At 56.2% G+C, this 18,345-nt stretch carries 20 protein-coding genes; 17 read left to right on the forward strand and 3 right to left on the reverse strand.

The features are described 5' to 3' along the window. Positions 1-60: 60 nt before the first annotated feature. Positions 61-681 (reverse strand): hypothetical protein, encoded by a 621-nt coding sequence (locus ACYQ6M_RS29450; RefSeq protein ID WP_460077431.1) that lies wholly within the window; start codon positions 679-681, stop codon positions 61-63. A gap of 86 nt (positions 682-767) precedes the next feature. On the opposite strand from ACYQ6M_RS29450, the gene ACYQ6M_RS29455 reads away from it, so the two are divergent. The 13 genes from ACYQ6M_RS29455 to ACYQ6M_RS29515 all read left to right on the forward strand — a co-directional run bounded on the left by ACYQ6M_RS29455 (position 768) and on the right by ACYQ6M_RS29515 (position 13,999). After that, on the forward strand, positions 768-1,421 hold the full coding sequence (locus ACYQ6M_RS29455; protein ID WP_460077433.1) for a hypothetical protein: 654 nt from the start codon (positions 768-770) through the stop codon (positions 1,419-1,421). A 204-nt stretch (positions 1,422-1,625) separates the two neighbouring features. Continuing rightward, positions 1,626-1,820, forward strand: coding sequence for an IS66 family insertion sequence element accessory protein TnpB (gene tnpB, locus ACYQ6M_RS29460; protein WP_006473174.1), 195 nt, complete (start codon positions 1,626-1,628; stop codon positions 1,818-1,820). A gap of 208 nt (positions 1,821-2,028) precedes the next feature. Further along, entirely contained in the window at positions 2,029-2,838 is an 810-nt protein-coding gene (gene phnC, locus ACYQ6M_RS29465) for a phosphonate ABC transporter ATP-binding protein (protein ID WP_006473175.1), read from the forward strand. Further along, complete coding sequence (gene phnD / locus ACYQ6M_RS29470) at positions 2,835-3,683, forward strand: phosphate/phosphite/phosphonate ABC transporter substrate-binding protein (protein WP_003501103.1); 849 nt, start codon at positions 2,835-2,837, stop codon at positions 3,681-3,683. The genes phnC and phnD overlap by 4 nt, the downstream gene beginning before the upstream one ends. Positions 3,684-3,753: 70 nt before the next feature. Then, positions 3,754-4,560 carry a phosphonate ABC transporter, permease protein PhnE gene (phnE, locus tag ACYQ6M_RS29475; RefSeq protein ID WP_006473411.1) on the forward strand — a complete coding sequence of 269 codons (807 nt, stop codon included), beginning with the start codon at positions 3,754-3,756 and terminating at the stop codon, positions 4,558-4,560. 13 nt (positions 4,561-4,573) lie between these two features. Next, entirely contained in the window at positions 4,574-5,572 is a 999-nt protein-coding gene (locus ACYQ6M_RS29480; protein WP_003501101.1) for a phosphonate dehydrogenase, read from the forward strand. A 12-nt stretch (positions 5,573-5,584) separates the two neighbouring features. Next, complete coding sequence (locus tag ACYQ6M_RS29485; RefSeq protein WP_003501100.1) at positions 5,585-6,505, forward strand: LysR family transcriptional regulator; 921 nt, start codon at positions 5,585-5,587, stop codon at positions 6,503-6,505. 340 nt (positions 6,506-6,845) lie between these two features. Continuing rightward, entirely contained in the window at positions 6,846-7,448 is a 603-nt protein-coding gene (locus ACYQ6M_RS29490; protein ID WP_003501098.1) for a recombinase family protein, read from the forward strand. Continuing rightward, positions 7,441-9,093 carry an IS481 family transposase gene (locus tag ACYQ6M_RS29495; protein ID WP_003501095.1) on the forward strand — a complete coding sequence of 551 codons (1,653 nt, stop codon included), beginning with the start codon at positions 7,441-7,443 and terminating at the stop codon, positions 9,091-9,093. The genes ACYQ6M_RS29490 and ACYQ6M_RS29495 overlap by 8 nt, the downstream gene beginning before the upstream one ends. Then, entirely contained in the window at positions 9,090-10,070 is a 981-nt protein-coding gene (locus ACYQ6M_RS29500; RefSeq protein ID WP_003501092.1) for an ExeA family protein, read from the forward strand. The genes ACYQ6M_RS29495 and ACYQ6M_RS29500 overlap by 4 nt, the downstream gene beginning before the upstream one ends. Before the next feature lie 812 nt (positions 10,071-10,882). Further along, positions 10,883-11,695: a phage tail protein gene (locus ACYQ6M_RS29505; RefSeq protein WP_460077438.1), complete on the forward strand. Its 813-nt coding sequence runs from the start codon at positions 10,883-10,885 to the stop codon at positions 11,693-11,695. A 6-nt stretch (positions 11,696-11,701) separates the two neighbouring features. Further along, complete coding sequence (locus ACYQ6M_RS29510) at positions 11,702-12,658, forward strand: tyrosine-type recombinase/integrase (RefSeq protein ID WP_460077440.1); 957 nt, start codon at positions 11,702-11,704, stop codon at positions 12,656-12,658. A 126-nt stretch (positions 12,659-12,784) separates the two neighbouring features. Further along, complete coding sequence (locus ACYQ6M_RS29515) at positions 12,785-13,999, forward strand: phospholipase D family protein (RefSeq protein WP_460077442.1); 1,215 nt, start codon at positions 12,785-12,787, stop codon at positions 13,997-13,999. Between the two features lie 47 nt (positions 14,000-14,046). Here the strand turns inward: ACYQ6M_RS29515 and ACYQ6M_RS29520 are convergent, their stop codons facing one another. Together ACYQ6M_RS29520 and ACYQ6M_RS29525 are read right to left on the reverse strand one after the other, a co-directional pair. Beyond that, positions 14,047-14,415: a thermonuclease family protein gene (locus ACYQ6M_RS29520; RefSeq protein ID WP_460077444.1), complete on the reverse strand. Its 369-nt coding sequence runs from the start codon at positions 14,413-14,415 to the stop codon at positions 14,047-14,049. A gap of 646 nt (positions 14,416-15,061) precedes the next feature. Next, entirely contained in the window at positions 15,062-15,484 is a 423-nt protein-coding gene (locus ACYQ6M_RS29525) for a helix-turn-helix domain-containing protein (protein WP_460077446.1), read from the reverse strand. Between the two features lie 916 nt (positions 15,485-16,400). Here ACYQ6M_RS29525 and ACYQ6M_RS29530 point away from each other — a divergent pair. From ACYQ6M_RS29530 to ACYQ6M_RS29545, 4 genes are read left to right on the forward strand one after another with little or no spacing between them, the layout of a single operon-like run. After that, a complete protein-coding gene (locus tag ACYQ6M_RS29530) occupies positions 16,401-16,733 on the forward strand; it encodes a hypothetical protein (RefSeq protein WP_460077448.1) in 333 nt (110 codons plus the stop codon). Further along, positions 16,727-17,485 carry a nucleotide-binding protein gene (locus tag ACYQ6M_RS29535; RefSeq protein ID WP_460077450.1) on the forward strand — a complete coding sequence of 253 codons (759 nt, stop codon included), beginning with the start codon at positions 16,727-16,729 and terminating at the stop codon, positions 17,483-17,485. Before ACYQ6M_RS29530 ends, ACYQ6M_RS29535 begins: the two co-directional genes overlap by 7 nt. After that, complete coding sequence (locus tag ACYQ6M_RS29540) at positions 17,482-17,946, forward strand: hypothetical protein (protein ID WP_460077452.1); 465 nt, start codon at positions 17,482-17,484, stop codon at positions 17,944-17,946. The genes ACYQ6M_RS29535 and ACYQ6M_RS29540 overlap by 4 nt, the downstream gene beginning before the upstream one ends. Positions 17,947-17,959: 13 nt before the next feature. Next, complete coding sequence (locus ACYQ6M_RS29545; RefSeq protein WP_460077454.1) at positions 17,960-18,298, forward strand: TrbC/VirB2 family protein; 339 nt, start codon at positions 17,960-17,962, stop codon at positions 18,296-18,298. Positions 18,299-18,345: the final 47 nt, after the last annotated feature.

The raw sequence follows: 18,345 nt of genomic DNA on the forward strand, positions 1-18,345 counted from the left end.
CGTTTAATCGCATCAATCTTTTCCAGCGCTAGGCAAAAGTTCCACAATAAGCAGTATATGTTAGGTTATATCGTTGCTTGGATTTAAGAGTTGCGAGCGGTTCTGCTCGCGAGCACGAAGTTCCTTTAAGAACTTCTCTTGGTGTCCGCGTAGCTGTTGTTCAGATTCAGCGGTTCTGTTCGTTTTGGAGAGTTTGTGTTTCGATCTTACCTTCCGAGCGAGTGCTATCGATCGAAAAGCCATTTCATAAAGCGGCTTCAAGGTTATGTCTGGATCAGCCCCATCGGGGTCCATATCCATGCCAATATTGAAGTTTATGCCATCATTGATCGCCGCGATTTCTGCAGGAAGATTCAGAACTTCGTCGGCGACACCCTGGTTGATGTAGATCCAAGCGATTGGATCATCCGGATAAGCAACAAGTTTTGGAAATCCTGCAAAGTTGTTGCCAGCCGCGCCGTTGCTACCAATGTGGAGGTCAATGTCGTAAATTCGGTCGGCGCAGGCACGGTAATAATTCTCAAGAATTAACGCGAGCCTCAGCGCGAGATATCTAGCTTTACGCCGCCGCTCCAGATGCTCAAATATTTCCTTCACACCACCGCCAATCAAAGCGCTGATCACACCGGCGAGCCCACCCACCTGAAGAATCTGAATCCAACTTATTGTTTGGCCATTCATGCTAACCTCTTAGCGTTTATCGCTACACTATATTTGATGCACCGATCGCGAGAAAGGTAACCGACAATTCGGAGTGCTCATGATCAATGTTTAACTTTAAAGATTTCTTGGAAAGATTGGGCCTTGCCCCTAACACCGTGCGTCTAATGAGACACGATCATCGTGGCATGTCACATTGGCGGCGCGGGTTAGTTTCGTTCGCCAGCTTCGCCAGTTTTCAAAAACAAAATCCCTCCCCTTACGCCGGCGCCACAATTGCCAGTCATTTCATACCAGGTCCTACTTTGTCAGACGGCTCCGCTACGGCGATGTTTCTGGGCTCAACCCGAATAGTGGATCAATGGCAGTGGGACGGGGTTCGGCTACCCGCATTTCAGGATGAGCTGGTTCTCGAAAGCGAACAAGGCATTCCAGATCTCGATGCGTTCGATCTGGAATGGATTGAAGAAGGGCAGGAATTTTCCGAACGCATTCTGATCCGATGGGGAGCCCCGTCCTCGACGCGGGCCTGGTCCCAATGGAGCAATCGACAACCGAAGGAAATTCTGGAAATCCGATTGACTGCACACGAGCCGCCGTTCCCAGGATTTTCAGGCTTCATGCGCAGGCTGAGTGAGATCGCGTATTTGCCTCAATCCTGGCAAGCCGCATTGGCATCGGTGGGAGGGGTATATGTAGCGGCTTGCCAACATAAGCGCCTCTGCTCGCAAACATCGGCATTTTCTGCTCGAATTATCTGACAATGGAGCGGGCGTCGTGCTCACGCTCTTTGCCAATGTGCTCGCAAACATCCGGGTCTGCTTGCAAACATCCGCCACGTGCTCAGATTAATTGCCAGCGACGGCATGGTCAAACCGGGACGCCTGCCTGTCGTAGTTGCTCGGTCAGCTGACGGGAATATTCGGGATCAAGGGTGCCCGCCAGGAAGGCGCGGATATACGGACATGCGCTGTGGCTTTCCCTCCTTGGCGCTTCGGGTGCAGGAGGTTCTGCAGCATGATCCGTTGTCAGGGCATCTCTTCGTCTTCAGGGGCCGCAGATCGGATATTTTGAAGATCATCTGGCATGATGGTCTGGGCGCCTGCCTTTTTACCCGGCGGCTGGAGAAGGGCCGGTTTATCTGGCCGAATATGGGATAGCATCCGTCAAGGTGGTGTAGAATTGGGACCGGGCCGTCATGATCAGGCGGCTCTGGGTGAAATTTCTCCATCGCAGCTACGCGAGGAGGTAGAGCTGAGTTTAAGTGCTGTCATTGAAGTTTCACGAGCCTGATAAACGGACGTCATATGTCGCCCATAGTGATGCAAATATTCAATCGATGCACCACTAACGATCAGGATTATTGTGATGCTGGCTCTGAACGGAGTTGCCGTGACCTATGCCAACGGCACCCAAGCTTTGAAGACAACGACATTGACGTTCAACCAGGGTCAGTTCGTCGTGCTCCTCGGTAGATCCGGCGCAGGCAAATCTACCCTCATCCGGACACTCAACGGCTTGGTTGCGCCGACGTCTGGTTCGATCACTTCTAACGATATTGGTGCTCTGGATGCGGAAACTAAGCTTCGCATTCACCGAAGGCGAACTGGGATGATATTCCAGCAGCACCAACTCATAGGGCGCTTGAGCGCGCTCGACAACGTCATGACGGGCCGCCTGGGCTACCACTCTGGCTGGCGTACGTTGTTCCCTATGCCGCGTTCGGATCGAAGGCTGGGGTTGGAATGCCTTGAACGCGTAGGCCTTCTTGATAAGGCTCTCGTCAGGGCGGATCAACTATCCGGCGGTCAGCAGCAACGGGTGGGCATTGCGCGCGCGCTGGTCCAGAAGCCCCAACTGGTCCTTGCAGATGAGCCCGTTGCAAGTCTGGACCCTGAAACGGCTGTCGAGGTCCTGTCGCAGCTTCGCGAAATATGCACAGCCGACGGCATCACTGCTGTGATCAGCCTTCATCAGATCGATCTAGCTCGCCGGTTCGGCGACCGGGTCATTGCTATGCGCGACGGGGAAGTGGTTGCGGACGCCGCTGTCGACGAACTGACCGATCAAATGTGTGCGTCGATCTACCGCAGCGCCCCAAGAAATCCGACCACAACACAAGATTTGTCCAACTACGAGTATGATCAACCTTTAGCTGCCATGGAGGCCGCATTATGAAGAAGCTTCTGTCCCTCGCATTCCTCGCCGTTCTTGGCTGGAGTTCGTTGGCGCATGCTGGCTCAAATCCAGAGACATTGCGCGTCGCGTTGCTACCGGACGAGAACGCCGCCACTGTCATCAAAAACAATCGTCCTCTCGAGGAGTATCTTGAGAAGACACTCGGTCGGGAGATTGAACTGATCGTAACGACCGACTACTCGTCAATGATCGAAGCGATGCGTTTCGGCCGGCTTGAGTTGGCTTATTTCGGGCCGCTCTCTTACACGCTCGCGAAAACCAAGGCTGATATCGAGCCTTTCGCAGCACTTATGAAGGATGGCGAAACTACCTATCGCGCTGTAGTTGTCGCCAATGCAGAGGCTGGCATCGAAAGCCTTGAAGATGCAAAAGGGAAAAAGGTCGCGTTTGGGGACGTGGCTTCCACCTCAAGCCACCTTATCCCGAAATCTATGCTGCTTAAGGCCGGAGTTGAGGCTGGAAAAGACTATAGCGAGAACTTCGTAGGGTCGCATGATGCCGTGGCTATTGCAGTGCAGAATGGCAATGCTCAGATTGGCGGACTTTCGTTGCCCATCTACAATTCAATGGTCGCTCGTGGCACCATTGATCCTAAGAAAGTTATCGCCCTCGCCGAGTCCGATCCGTTCCCGCAGTACCCCTGGACCATGCGGTCGGATCTTGACACTTCGTTGAAAGAGGCGATCACCAAAGCCTTCATCGACCTTAAAGACGAAAAGGTATTGGCATCCTTCAAAGCCGATGGGTTCGCTCCGATCGATGACAAAGCCTACGACGTCGTCCGTGAGCTCGGTAAAGTGCTGAACTTGGACCTGAGTCAGTAAGGCGCGTTCGAGACAGTTTCTCACCTTTCGACGCAGGCGCTGGCCTGCGTCCTTTCTTCCAGGATATGTGATGACACAGCCGTCGGCCGACTACGACTCTATCCTTCAACATCAAAACAAAGCTTGGACCAGAGCTGGCGTGATCGCGTTGGCAATTGCGTGTGTGATCATTGTTAGCAGTTATCACTCCGGTCTTCTTGATCTGGAGCGTCTGGGATCTGGGTTTCCTGCGCTCTGGCAGCTCGGTACGGAAATGTTTCCCCCGGATTTCAACCGAGGCTTGGAGTGGATCAGCCCTCTCATCGACACTCTGGCGATGAGTATAGCTGGGACTGCGATCGCGGTACTGATATCACTTCCAGTTGGCTTTTTCGCCTCAGGGAAAACAGCACCCAACGCTGTCATCTATATGATCTCGCGTGGATTGTTGAATGGTCTACGGTCGATCCCGGAGCTGATTATGGGCATCGTCTTCGTGGCGGCAGTGGGATTTGGAGCGCTCCCAGGCGTGCTGGCTCTTGGTCTTCACTCGGTTGGCATGGTGGGCAAGTTCTTTGCGGAGGCGATCGAGCATTGCGATAATGCGCCTATAGAAGCCGCACGCGCAGCTGGTGCGTCGCCGTTCCAGATCGTGACGCGGGCGATCTTGCCACAAGTTCTACCGCAATTGGCCGATGTGACCATCTATCGGTGGGAGTACAACTTCCGCGCCTCGACAATCCTGGGCACTGTGGGAGCTGGTGGTATCGGTTTCGAGTTGATGACATCCCTCCGGATCATGAATTATCAGGAGGTTCTTGCGATCATGCTCGTTGTCCTTCTGATGGTCACCATCGTTGACCAGGTCGGCGCTCTCCTCCGCCGCCAGCTGCAATAGAAGGATAAATTAAATGCTCCCAAAGGTAGTAATCACCCATCGCGTCCACGAGGAGATTATCTCAAAGCTATCTCCCCACGCTCGTTTAGTTTGCAACGATACTGATGATACATGGCCCCGCGAGAAACTGCTCGCAGAATTGAGCGACGCCAAGGCGATGATGGCGTTCATGCCGGACATGATCGACGCGTCTGTACTCGCGCACGCTCCCGATCTTCAACTTGTGGCATGTGCGCTGAAAGGCTTCGATAACTTCGACATCGAAGCCTGCACGCAGCGTGGAGTCCACGTCACGATAGTGTCCGATCTTCTCACTGACCCGACAGCCGAACTTACAATCGGTCTGATGATTGCTCTTGGGCGGCACATTCTGCCAGGCGACAAGAGCGTCAGGAGGGATTACAAAGGTTGGCGCCCTCGGTTTTACGGCCTTGGGCTGCAGGGCACAGCAATCGGCATTTTAGGGATGGGAGCGATCGGAAAAGCTATAGCACAGCGCCTAAGTACCTTCGGCGCCATTGTGTCGTACTGGGATCGTCAATCCCTGGACAAAGCCGATGAGATCAGACTGAACGTAAAGCCTCTTGAATTTGACCAGTTGATCTCGTCGTCTACCTTTCTTGTGTGTGCACTCCCGCTTTCGGCCGAAACGAAGCATCTCCTCGGCGCTGAACAACTCGCCAAAATGCCCAAAGGAGCACTTCTTATTAATCCTGCACGCGGAAGCGTGGTTGATGAAGAGGCTGTTGTCGCTGCATTGCAGGCGGGGCGCTTGGGAGGCTACGCCGCTGATGTTTATGAGATGGAGGACTGGGCCAGACCCGACCGGCCTGACAAGGTCCACGGGGGTCTCCTCAATCGCGAACATGATTCGATCTTGACACCCCACATAGGCTCAGCAGTGGCGAAGTCGCGTTTGGCTATCGAGCACGAGGCTGCTGACAACATTATAGATTTTGTCCAAGGCCGAAGACCTCGTGCGGCAATTAACGAGGTTCAACTAATTCCTTGATTAGAGAAAGTAATGTTTAGCCTTTCGCATGTCGCAGCATTCATAGAGGTAATCGAAACTGGCAGCTTTCACGAGGCGTCGCGACGGCTTCAGATATCCCAACCGACTGTCTCACATAATGTGAAACGATTGGAGGATATACTAGGGGTGCGGCTGGTCGAGAGGAGGAAGGACAAGTGTGTGCCGACTCGGCAAGGGCTCGTATTCTTGCCATTCGCACGCAGCCTTTTGACCGTCACGAAGAGATCTCTGGACCGCCTGCACAGCGGCCGGATTACGTTGGGTGCCAGTACTAACATCGGTACCTATATTTTGCCAGTCCACTTGAAGCGTTTACAGGATGCTCAAGGCCGGCCACCTGAGGTGGCCGTTGCCTCAAATCCTGAAATCATCGAAAAGCTCTTGAGGAAGGAGATTGATCTAGCCTTTACCGAATGGTGGGACGATCGAAAAGGATATCAAGCCCGCCTTTGGCGGAAGGAAAAGCTGGTAATAATCGTATCCCCACAGCATAATTGGAGGACGCGAAAAACAATTGAAGCGGCAGAGTTATTTCAAGAGTCCCTCATTGGCGGAGAACGTGGAACCGGTACCGGATCCGTGCTCCGCGAGGCCTTCGGCCAAGCGGCAGAGCAATTCCCAATCTCATTCAATGTCGGGAGCACTGAGGCTGTGAAGCATGCAGTTCGAGCTGGTCTCGGCATTTCGATCGTGATGAGGAGCACTGTCCTCGATGAGCTCGCGTCGGGTAGGCTTTATGAGGTTTCTGTTGAGAATGTGGTTCTCGAAAAGTCTGTGTGGGCTGTACATCCCGTACATATGGAGGATGGTTCACCGGAAGCAATCGCGCTTAAGGTTATACTCGATGCGAGCGCCCCTCTGGGTGACCTAGAGCACGTCCACATTACTCGGGGTCATATCCGCAAGATTTGAAGTAGTTGGCGCATTCCTGCGGCTCGAACATGGTAACGGCCTGGCCGACCGCATCCTTTGGTATCGCCGCCTCAATTCCCGGAGTATCCCATACAAGGGGGACAAGATCGGGGACCGCCCGATTTTCGATGCGTAAGGTTCCCTGCTCCATGTCGCGAATATTCGGCCGTCAGACACATAGTTGGTTTCCATGGATCGTTTGTCATAAACGAGGGTTTTTGAGCATGCCATAGCGCATGCCGTCACGCCCCTTGAATGGCGCGATGGAATCTTCTCAAAACTGTTATAGAAACGGTTGTCGCAAAATGCTATGTGTCCAACGACTTTCAAGAACATTTGGATGGCTATGCGGGTCGGGTACGCCAGGGTCAGCACGATCGATCAAAATCCGGAGCTTCAGCTTGAGGCGCTGAGACGCGCCGGTTGCGAGAAGGTGTTTACCGAGCGCGGGTCAGGCGCTCGCGATGACCGCCCGGAATTGGGCCGAATTCTCTCCGACGTGCTTCGCACTGGTGACACGCTCGTTGTCTGGAAACTCGATCGGTTGGCGCGATCGCTAAAGAAGCTCATCGCGACGGCGGAAGAGTTGGAGCGCGCGAAGATCGGGCTCGTGTCCTTGACCGAGAGCATTGATACGACGACGCCGGGCGGCATGCTGACCTTCCATGTCTTCGGTGCGATCGCCCAGTTCGAACGTGCTCTGATCCGCGAACGCACGACGGCTGGACTGGTCGAGGCGCGGCAACGTGGCCGCAAGGGTGGCCGCCCGCCCGCGATGCGCCCGGGCGATATTGCCGCGGCGCGCGCCCTGATGAAGGAAGGCAGCATACCGGTACGCAATATTGCGCAGCGCATGGGGGTTTCTGTTGCAACCCTCTATCGTCATATCGGCAAGAAGGGTGGCTCTCCCAAAACAGTGGAATCCGAGGACGTCCATGGCTGAGCGGAGAAAGCGGCCGCCCGGAGAGGCTCTTGTCGATCTTCGACGCCGATTGTCGCTGCTTTCTCCCCGTGATCCAGGCCGTACCGAGATTGTTGCTCGTGCCGCCGATGCCTACGGCATCTCGATCTGGACCCTGTATCGGGCGCTGCGGGAGTTGAACCGCCCGAAATCCGTACGGCGCGCCGATCACGGAACCTCCCGGATCGCCCCGCAGCCGGAGATGGAAACCTATGCCGAAATCATCGCGGCCCTGAAGATCAGAACGGCGAACCGGAAGGGGCGGCATATCTCCACGGCGCGCGCCATCAAGCTGCTTGAGGAAGACGGCGTGGTGACGCCCGATGGCCTGGTCCGTGCACCGCCCGGCATCTTGAAACGCGCAACGGTCGATCGGCTGCTGCGTGTTTCCGGCCTGGATTATGCGCGCGTCACCCGCCCGGTGGCTGCCGTCCGATTCCAGGCGCGGCGTTCCAACGAACTCTGGCACTTCGACATGAGCCCGTCCGACCTGAAGCAGGTGGAAGCGCCGCTTTGGGTCGAGGAAGGGCGCGGCCGGCCGACGCTGATGCTGTTCTCCGTGGTCGATGATCGCTCCGGCGCGAGCTATCAGGAATACCGCTCCGTCTACGGCGAGGACGCGGAGTCCGCCTTGCGCTTTCTCTACAATGCCTTCGCCGCCAAGCCTGAACCGGAACTGCCGCTTCAGGGGATTCCAACGACCATCCATATGGATAACGGGCCGGTGAGCCGCTCGCGCGTTTTCCAGTCCGTCATGGGTAGCCTTGGTGTCCGGGTTCTCACGCATATGCCCCCGTCGGACAGCGAGCGGCGCACGCCGGCGCGAGCGAAAGGCAAGGTCGAGCGGCCGTTTCGCACGATCAAGGAAGTGCACGAGACCCTCTATCATTTCCACAAGCCGAAGGACGAAGAGGAAGCCAACCTTTGGCTCAGGCGCGCCTTGGTCACCTACAATAACGGCGACCATCGCACAGAGTCTCATGCACGCATCGAGGATTGGCTGCGGCATCTTCCTCCTGACGGGGTGCGGGCGATGTGCTCCTGGGAGCGGTTCTGCGCCTTTGCGCGCGAACCGGAACGACGGACGGTTGCTGGAGACGCGACCGTATCGGTCGAAGGCGCATCCTATGAGGTCGAGCCCGAACTTGCCGGCGAAACGGTGACCTTGCTCTGGGGCCTGTTCGATCAGGAACTGTTCGTCGAGCATGAGGGCAAGCGCTTCGGTCCATTCCAACCTTCGCGCGGGGCGGTTCCCCTCTTTCGCTATCGCAAATACCAGAAGAGCAAGCTCGAAGAGCGGCTCGACAAGGTGGTGCGCCTGGCAGACCAACTTGGGCTCCCCCGCGCCGCGGTCACCGGCGGGGATCGTCCATTGCCTTCGCTGCCCCCGACCACGGCTGGGCTGAGTGTACGGCGGACACCGTTTCCGGAACCCGCAATAGAGACCGCTTATCCAAATGGCCTCGCAGCCCGTGGGGCCATCGCCGACCAGCTCGGCCGGCCGATCGGCGCGATGAATGCCGGTGACCGCGCCTTCATCAATGAACTGCTTGGAGAAACACTCGACAAAAAGATGATCGCGGCCCGTATCCGCGAACGCTTCCAGGCGCGAAGAAAGGAAGAATGATGCTCGCTGACGTTCAATCCAGTTACGGCCTCGACCGGCCTTTCCAAGGGGCCGGCAACTTTGAGACCGAGCATCAGCGCACGATCATCCGCGAGGTGTGTGCGGCCGTCCAGACCGGTCGGCTTGTCGTGGTCTCCGGCCTGGTCGGTTCGGGGAAAACCCACCTTTTGCGCCGCATCGAGGCCGAACTCACCAAAGCCGGCAAGGTCGCACTCGCCAAATCGCTGGCGGTCGACAAGCGGCGCACTTCGCTGCCATCGCTCATTGAAGCCCTGTTCTACGACTTGTCTCCCGGCGATCGTGCGCAGGTCAAGATCCCCAAGCAGGCCGAGCGCCGGGAGCGCGACCTGCGCGACATCATGAAAAAAGGCAAACGGCCGATCGTCCTCGTGGTCGACGAGGCCCATGACCTGCACCACAAGACCTTAACCGGCCTGAAGCGACTGATGGAGGTGGTCGCCGACGCCGGCGTGCTCCTTTCCGTACTTCTTGTCGGGCATCCCCGGTTGCGCAATGATCTGCGCCGGCCGCAAATGGAGGAGATTGGCTACCGCACGACCATTTTTGACTACGAGGGGATCGGCTCCGCGCGCCGCGACTATGTTGCCTGGCTGCTTGGCGCCTGTGCGGCCGAAGGCGTAAAGGTTGGCGAACTCCTCGAGGAAGAAGCCATCGACCTCATCGCCGAACGTTTGCGCACGCCGCTTCAGATCGAAATGCATCTCACCCTCGCATTCGAGCAGGGCTTTCGCCTCGGCGCCAAGCCGGTTACCGCCGAAATCGTCGAGCAGGTCCTGTCCCGCGCCATCGACGATCTCGAACCGACGTTGACCCGAAATGGTTACGATGCGACGGCTCTGGTCACGCACCTCAATGCTCGGCCGTCGGATATCCGCGCCTTCCTGGCGGGCACCCTTGATCCCGAATATTCCCGTCAGCTGACCGAGCAACTACGACAGGCAGGCGTCCCGGTTTGACCATGCCGTCGCTGGCAATTAATCTGAGCACGTGGCGGATGTTTGCAAGCAGACCCGGATGTTTGCGAGCACATTGGCAAAGAGCGTGAGCACGACGCCCGCTCCATTGTCAGATAATTCGAGCAGAAAATGCCGATGTTTGCGAGCAGAGGCGCTTATGTTGGCAAGCCGCTACACGTATGGACGGGGAATGACTGCGCATGGCAATTTATAGTCAGGATGATTTGTTGGAACCTCAGGGCCTGGGCTGCGAGTATGCGGCTATGCCAAACGGAGCGACCTGAGCAGCAAACCCGGCCAACATAAGACGCAGGACCTGCGGTGTTGGCGCGACGGCGTTTTATTGTCTCACCGCAAATGAGGTATCTGAGTTGAAACCCGGCTGAGCGATCAGCCGCACACAATCGCTTCCCGGTGAAGCGGTCGGGCGATACGCCCACACAGCACCCGTCATTTCTTGGCGGGTTTTTTCGTGCCTGAAACACAACGAGAGTTGATGACAGACATTGTCACGTGGCTGGCGTTTACGCTTCAGGTCTGGTCTGTGCTTCCGCCTTGGAGGTTCACTTCGCGTCGTCGCAGCGGTTCTGTCCGCAGCGAGACCGAGTGGAACCTCCTTTTTTACAGGCGGAAGACGGTCCGGATCCGGCGTTACGACGACCAGTCTCTCTAATCCGCACCATTGACGCTTAAAACCTGCCGAAGACCAAACAGAGCTGCACGCCAGCTCTATATATGATAATGTCCTTTATCATATATTATTTGCATGTTAGATTGTGTTTTGTTGATTATGCAATTTTCGGGAGGGCTCGGTGTCGAAAAATGATGAAGCTGCAATCCAATCGATAAGGGTCCTGTTGAGTGACCCTCGATGGGAACACCGTTCATTCGAGAAAATCAGAGAACGGTTCATAGGGGTCAGCGACGACGAGCTTCGAAGGCTGCTCGTTGCAGCTGGAGCAACATCAAAAAAATCGGGCGATGGAACTGAGCTTTGGAGTTTGGAGGGGCAAATGGCGGAAGGGAAAGGACAGAATCCTAGTGAGACTACAGGCAGAACCATTCCGGACCTGATCCTGGGCATTCCAGTTTGGCTCCTTGGCATCGCCGCGGCCGTCTTCGTAATCATTGTCGGCTATGCGATGCTTTTTGCAAAGGAGCGGGTCTCTTTGGGGTTCTTGGGGGAATGGGGCCCTGTCTCAGCAACATCGACATCTGGGGCCGACATTCCGTCCGGAGCTGTGATTGCCTTTGCCAGTTCAGAGACACAGCCGTGCCCCGGGGACGACTGGAAGTTGTTCGAAGAGGGAAAAGGCCGCTTCATTGTTGGTGCCGGTCACGCAAGGCATAGCGAAACAACGCCAAGGCAAGTGGGTGACACCGGTGGTGAAGAGTCGGTTCGCCTGACAGTCGAACAAATGCCAGATCATGTTCATGGAGGAATATACAAAGCTGTTACGGTCCCTAGCTCTGGACCAAACAAAGTCTTGTTATTACCAGAGTCGAGAGACGCTGCAGATGCAGCTCAAGTAGTTACTGAAAAGTCTGTAGGAAATGCGGGGTCTAACGAAGCGCACAACAACATGCCGCCCTACATCTCCCTCTATTTCTGTAAGAAAGACTGAGGTGGCATGAACAAACTAATTCTGCCATCTTCCGCAACCCTCCCAGCCCCGCTGAATGAACCAGGGCAAAAGGCGCAAGTTAGATTCCTGGAATTCTTCACGGCCAACATCCGAAACCCGAACACCCGCAAAGCTTACATGCGGGCCGCTCTGGATTTCATGGAGTGGTGTACAGAGCGGGGAATCACCACCCTCCTCGCCGTTCAGCCGGTGCACGTGGCGGCCTGGATTGAAGAACTCGGCCGGAACCACGCTGTCCCCACCGTGAAACTCCGCCTTGCCGCCATCCGCCATCTGTTTGACTGGATGGTGACGGGGCAGGTCATGCCGAGCAATCCGGCTCATGCGGTGCGTGGGCCATCTTATTCTACGAAGAAGGGCAAGACGCCGGTCCTGTCCCCGGAAGAAGCGCGGCATCTCCTGGCGAGCATTCCGACCGATACAATCTCCGGAAAGCGAGATCGAGCGTTGATTGGGCTGATGACCTATTCCTTTGCACGGGTCGGCGCAGCCCTGTCGATGGAAGTCCGCGACGTGTTCGTGCAAAACCGCCGGCTATGGGTGCGGTTGCGGGAGAAGGGCGGCAAGAACCATGAGATGCCGTGCCACCATTCCCTGGAGGCCTACCTGGACGACTATTTGGAGGCCGCGGGTTTGCGCGAGCACCCGCGCAGCCCATTGTTCCGAACGATCACTAGGGGCACCGGCACTCTGTCGGAGACCCCACTGCCCCAGGCCAATGCCTATGCCACGATCCAGCGCCGCGCAAAGGCGGCGGGCATCGATACGGCCGTGTGCTGCCACACCTTTCGGGCGACCGGCATCACCGCCTACTTGAAGAACGGCGGGACGCTGGAGAAGGCGGCCCAAATGGCCAACCACGCCTCAACCCGAACCACCCAACTCTATGACCGGCGCAGCGATGAGGTCAGCCTGGACGAGGTGGAGCGGATATTGATTTGAAGTTATTGAAGAGTGGCAACCCATGCGGCCTGATTGATGGCCCACTAATTTGATGTAGGCAATGTGCAGTGATTTGCACTTATCTGTCGTTCGGATCGCAAACATGGTGAACTTGAGGGGATAGAGTTGAACGTCGAACTTCTCAGGGGCGATGCCGTCGAAAGGGTTCTTCATCGGCTGATGGACGATTACGACGAGTTCCACTGGGCAGTCGCCTGGGGCACCGACAATTCGCTCTGCACCCCGCTGCTAAACCGGTCGGCAAAGTTCGGTGCGGTGACCTTTGGGTTGGCCTTTGCCCAGACAGATCCCGATTTAGTGGAGGCGCTTATAGATGTTCCCGGTTCCTACGTCGTCACCGCATTTCCGGGCGGGACATATCATCCCAAGGTCTTCGCATTTCGCTCCGGGGATCGGATGGCCGCGGTCGTTGGAAGTGCGAACTTCACTCGCGGTGGGCTCGGCAACAATCTCGAAGCCTCGGTACTTGTGACGGGCACAGTTGACGATGAAATCCTCGCCGACGTCCTCGCCTTTACGGCAGAAAGTGCCAAGCTCGGCGAGGTGGTCACTTCGAAACTCGCGCAACGATATCGTCTTGGCCACAGTCTTGCGGCAAAGATGCCGCGCCCACCTCGCGATCCACTTATTCAGGTTCCTCAGAGCGGCGAGAAAGGACTCTCATCATCTTTCGTCAATATGAGCTGGAGGGATTATGTTCTGGAAGTACGTGGGTCGGCAGTGCATCACGTTGATGAGAGCCTTGCACTGTTACGCACAGCGCAGGTCTGGCTCGCATCTGTCCCATCGTTCGGTGACCTGACCACGCCACAGCGCAAGGCGCTTGCTGGCGTGATTGGCAAGACGGACAGGGACATTGACGACGATTTGGGCAGGGACTGGGGTTGGTTCGGCTCAATGCGCGGTGCGGGCGACTTCAAGAACCGAATCGCGTCGAATGATGTCTTTCTGGCCCGCGCCATGGACTCCATTCCGCAAAAAGGCGAGGTAACCAGGCAACACTACGATCGCTTCGCCTCTCTTTTCGTGAAGGCTTTTGCGAACTCTCACCGGGTTGGGGGCGTACCGACAGCCTCTCGCCTCCTGGCGATGAAGCGGCCGGATGTCTTCCTCTGTGTCTCCAATCCGAACCTTACGGCCGCCGCCGTTAAGATGGGCTTTGCAAAGACGACACTGCAGCTCGGCAACTACTGGGACCGTGTGGTGGAAGTCATCCGAGCTTCAGAGTGGTATGGCGTGGAGAAGCCGGATTCCCAAGACGGACCGCTGTGGGAATGCAGGGCGGCTATGCTCGACGCAATCTTTTACCGACCGAATTGATTTGCAACGGTCCTATAAGTTTATGCCGTAGGACGAACGAAACCACCCTAGCACCACGGCTGCCGTCGCCCTTCCCAGGGCCGGGCCAATCCTTCCACAATCAGGACGCCACCCGCGTCGATCCCGTTGACCGAGACGCGCGCGAGCGTCCGGCCGTATTTGTCCTTCCCGCTCCTGGCGATCTCGATCCGGCTTCCATTCATGATATCTGCCAAGCGGAACTTTGCTTGATCCGCCCACCGGATTTCCTCAATGCACTGACCGTCGATTTCCGGTGCATCGATGTTCTGGATGCGGATCCGTTCAGATCCCGATTGCATCCCGACCAGGAATGAATCCCCGTCCCAGATACGCAGCTGCTCCGTCTCACAAGTGGCGGCACACAGGAGCACGGAAATTACGAGATGGGCGTTCATAGGTGCTTTTCAAAATCGGCGATCGATAATAGAACAAAAAAAGAACATGATTTCATCGACCATGCAATGGCGATATCTAAATGGAAACGATCGCGAACATCAAACAGAGCGGGAAATGGCTGGTCGTCACTTGTCAGTCTTGCGGCCGGTCCGCGCACTTCCCGTCGCAGTGCATTCCGCCGAAGCTCCTGGGGGAATTGCCAGTTGCGCTGGTCGCAGCATATTTCCGTTGCACCCGCTGTCGCAGCAAACAGCTTGAGAGCTTTTCGGTTGATCCAGGCACACTGAACAGTCACCGCACACCACGCAGGGAACACTAGCTGCAAAGGCTTGCACTTATCTCATGCTCGGAGCGGCCCCGGCATCTTGTAGGGAGAGAGCCGAGGCCTGAGGCGAGCTTGCGGGCATGCCTTGCTCCGAACTCAGTTCACTCTTGGAGAAGTTGGAAACCGAGTGGTGACATCATAATAAATGCAATCAGAAGATGCCAGCGGATTGTGTTGCCGCTTGCGCGATGCCCGACACGGTTTTGATTTTGGCCTGGGAGAAAAGGTGGCGGCCGCGATACGGCAGTGGGTTGATGGCATCGCGACCGCCGGGAACCGGGTGCGGCAAACTACCCGGCTCCACAGGGTGCCGCGGCCGATCAGGCGCGACCGGTGACGCCAGCGTGATCAGCCTCACCGGCAATCGCGCTGGTCATCTGAATGAGGTTGGTCCGCACGTTTTGGTCCTCGATCCGGCTGAAGGCCTGGCAGAGTTTGACCGCTTCTTTACTGGTCATGAAGTCGATGTTGACCGACTCAACCTCGCTGACCTCCGGCATTTGGGTTTCCCCAGGCATATCTTCGAAAAAGAAGCCGACCGGTACGTGCAGGAAACTGGCGATGGCGAAGAGGCGGCTCGCACCGATGCGGTTAACCCCTTTTTCGTACTTCTGAACCTGCTGGAAGGTCAGGTTGAGGGCCTTGGCGAGGTCTCCCTGGGAACGTCCGAGCATGATGCGCCGGAATCTGATGCGCTGTCCGACATGGGCGTCTACGGCGTCGGTTTCTTTTTTGCTGGGCATGGCAATTCCTTGATTTAATTTCTGATTGTGTACGGTCAAAAGCACTACCTGTTGAGATTCGGGGCCTTAGGCGCTGACGGTACAAGACGCAAGAAAAAAGTTCTGCGTGCTTTCCCTTGCACTGGCCTCCCGGTCTCAAAATTCCCTTTTTGCCGCCGTCAAGCCCCGAAGGGCGACGTTCAGGACATAAAGTAGAATCGGACGAGTTTTGCTATGTTTTACTATTCATGGACGTTGGTGGACTTTATCCCTCAATAGCTTGATTTTTTGAAGAAAATCGATTCAGCTTGGAGAGAACTTATCAAAACTTATCAAATAACAAAGACTTGTATGGATTTTTGCGGACGAGTCTGGACGAGAATTACCAAGTTTGGACGAGTTAGGATTTGTTTTGTCTTTATTGTACGAATTCATTGACGAGTGTGTATTTGTTTGGATTGAGGTTGGACGGCAAGATAGAGAAAGTGAGGCACTTTCTGATTGCGAGTTCTCTTCGATTCTGCGGATCGCGTTTGAATCGCAACGCTTATTCGCCTCCGGCTCAACACAAAAAATCCCTATGTGGGAGCTTTAACCCAGCTTTAAGCAACAACGCAAAATGTGGATAACTCACCAGGAGTAGGTGGGATTTAAGATGTACAACCAAGTCCACGGATAGTAGAACAAGACTTGTAAGCAGCCCGGCGGTCCTCACTTCCACATAAGGACCGCCGAGCCTAGCGAACACCAAACGCACTTTTGATGCTCGCATAAGGAGACCCCTACAAACTCCATTTGTGTCTGTATTGGCCGCAATAGCTTTCGGTACGCTGATGCGTATCTAGCTGAATCGCGCCGATAGTGCGGCCAATACTGACAGCTTTCAACTTCCATCAACAAATTTGAGGGCGTTCCCGCGCGGGAACGTTAATGACCCATGCCGTCTTCAGCACGTGTGAAGCGGGCGCCGTGGGGACAGGCTCCGCTTGAGCTTGAGTCCAACTACGCCCAGATCAAGAAACTCGTTGACAGTTCCACTTCTCTCAGGTCCGCGTTTGCGCGGATCAGTGAGGCCGGTCTGGTCACTGTCAAATATGATGCCTTCGCCAAGGCCTGGCGGAAGTTGGCCGAGCGCAAGGCAACGGACACTGCTCCTAGTGGCGCATCTAAGGAAAAGGTTGGCACGCAGCCCAAGCGCCGCAAAGCCCTCCCCGCTATTACCGGATTTAAAATGCCAACCGGCTCCGATGAGGTGGACAAGGCATGGTGAAGACCGTTCATATTGTCATGCAGGGCAAAGGTGGTGCCGGCAAGAGCCTGACCTCCTCCATGCTTGTCCAGTATTTCCAGCACGCCGATTATAATGTGCAGGCAATCGACCTGGACCCGACCACGCCGACGCTGTCCGCGATCAGGGCTTTGAAGGCCGTTCCGATCCAGATCATGGACGGCGACGACATCAATCCGCGCCTGTTCGATCACGTCATGACGCGGATTTTCGAGGCACCGGAAACCAGCCACACGGTCATCGACACCGGCACGTCTTCCTTCATCGCAACTTGTTCCTATCTCGCCGAGAACAATGCCTTCGAACTGCTTCAGGACGCAGATGTGAGGGTGTTCATCCATTGCCCTGTCTGCGGCGGGGCCGCGCTCGATGACACGTTCAACAGCCTGCTTGCGATCTTCCGGCATTTTCCCGGCGTCCCGCTTGTCGTGTGGCTGAACGAGTTTTTTGGTCCTGTCACCAAAAATGGACAGAGTTTCGAAGAGAGCAACATTTACCAGGACAACGCCGACCGCATTGCAGCCGTGATGAGCCACCCCAAGGTCCAGGCCGGCACCTTCGGCGAAGACATTCGGGCTATGATGGGGGCGAAACTGACCTTCGAAGAGGCTATCGGCTCAAACGACTTCAACGTGATGGCCCGTCAGCGCCTCAAGATCTACTGGACCAAGGCCATCGACCGCCTGGATGGTGCGGCTTTTCTCGAAGCCGCTGACCTGGAAGCCGCCGAATGAGTTCCGCGGCCGCACAGCAGCGCGTCGAGCCGGTCATCGATGAACAGTGGCATCAGATGACCATCGAAGAGGCCATCGACATCGCACATCGGAACACCGGGATATCCTATCAGAAGGACGATCCGGTGATGGCGGTTGTCGCAATCCTGAACGGGTTCGGGGAAAAGCTGAAGCTTCTCCTCGAGGACGAGCGCAAGCGGGTGTCCACCCAATTCAGCAACGACGTTTCCGGGGTGAACGAGGCCATCGACCGCAAGGTCGAGGACGTCGCCTCCACGATCCACAAGCTTGCCGGGACACTCGGCAACGAAAGCATCCAGACGATTGTTTCTGCGGTCGCTCAACACGCGGTGGAAAGCGACAAGATCCGTCGCGCTATCCGCTGGAACTTCGCGGCCTGCAGCGCGCTGGCCGTATTCAACTGGCTGGCAGTCGCCGCCTTCTATCTCCTGCTGAAGTAAGGACTTTTTTAAAATGAACATCCTCAAGAGACTCGGACTCTGCCTGACCTCTCCCGTCAAAGTCGATCTGAGTGAAATTGCAATCAAGGCGGTAACCGTCGCCTCGATGCTGTTTCCAGCGCGCGCGATGGCACAGGACTGGTCCGCACCGGCGACCAGCATGCTGCAATCGCTGGAAAGCGGGTTGGTCAGTGTTGCCGCGCCGGTCATCGGTGTTGGCGTTATCATCTATGGCATCTGGGCCATGGTCACCGGCCGCATCGACATCATGCGGCTTGCTCAGCTCGTCGGAGCCGGAGCCCTCGTGATCTTCGGCCCGACTGCGCTTCGCGCCCTTCTCTCGGCAGCTTGAGGAGGGGCGAGGCCATGAAAGCGCAAAGCCCTATCGCACTCCACATT

This window comes from Roseibium sp. ROS1, assembly GCF_054658215.1.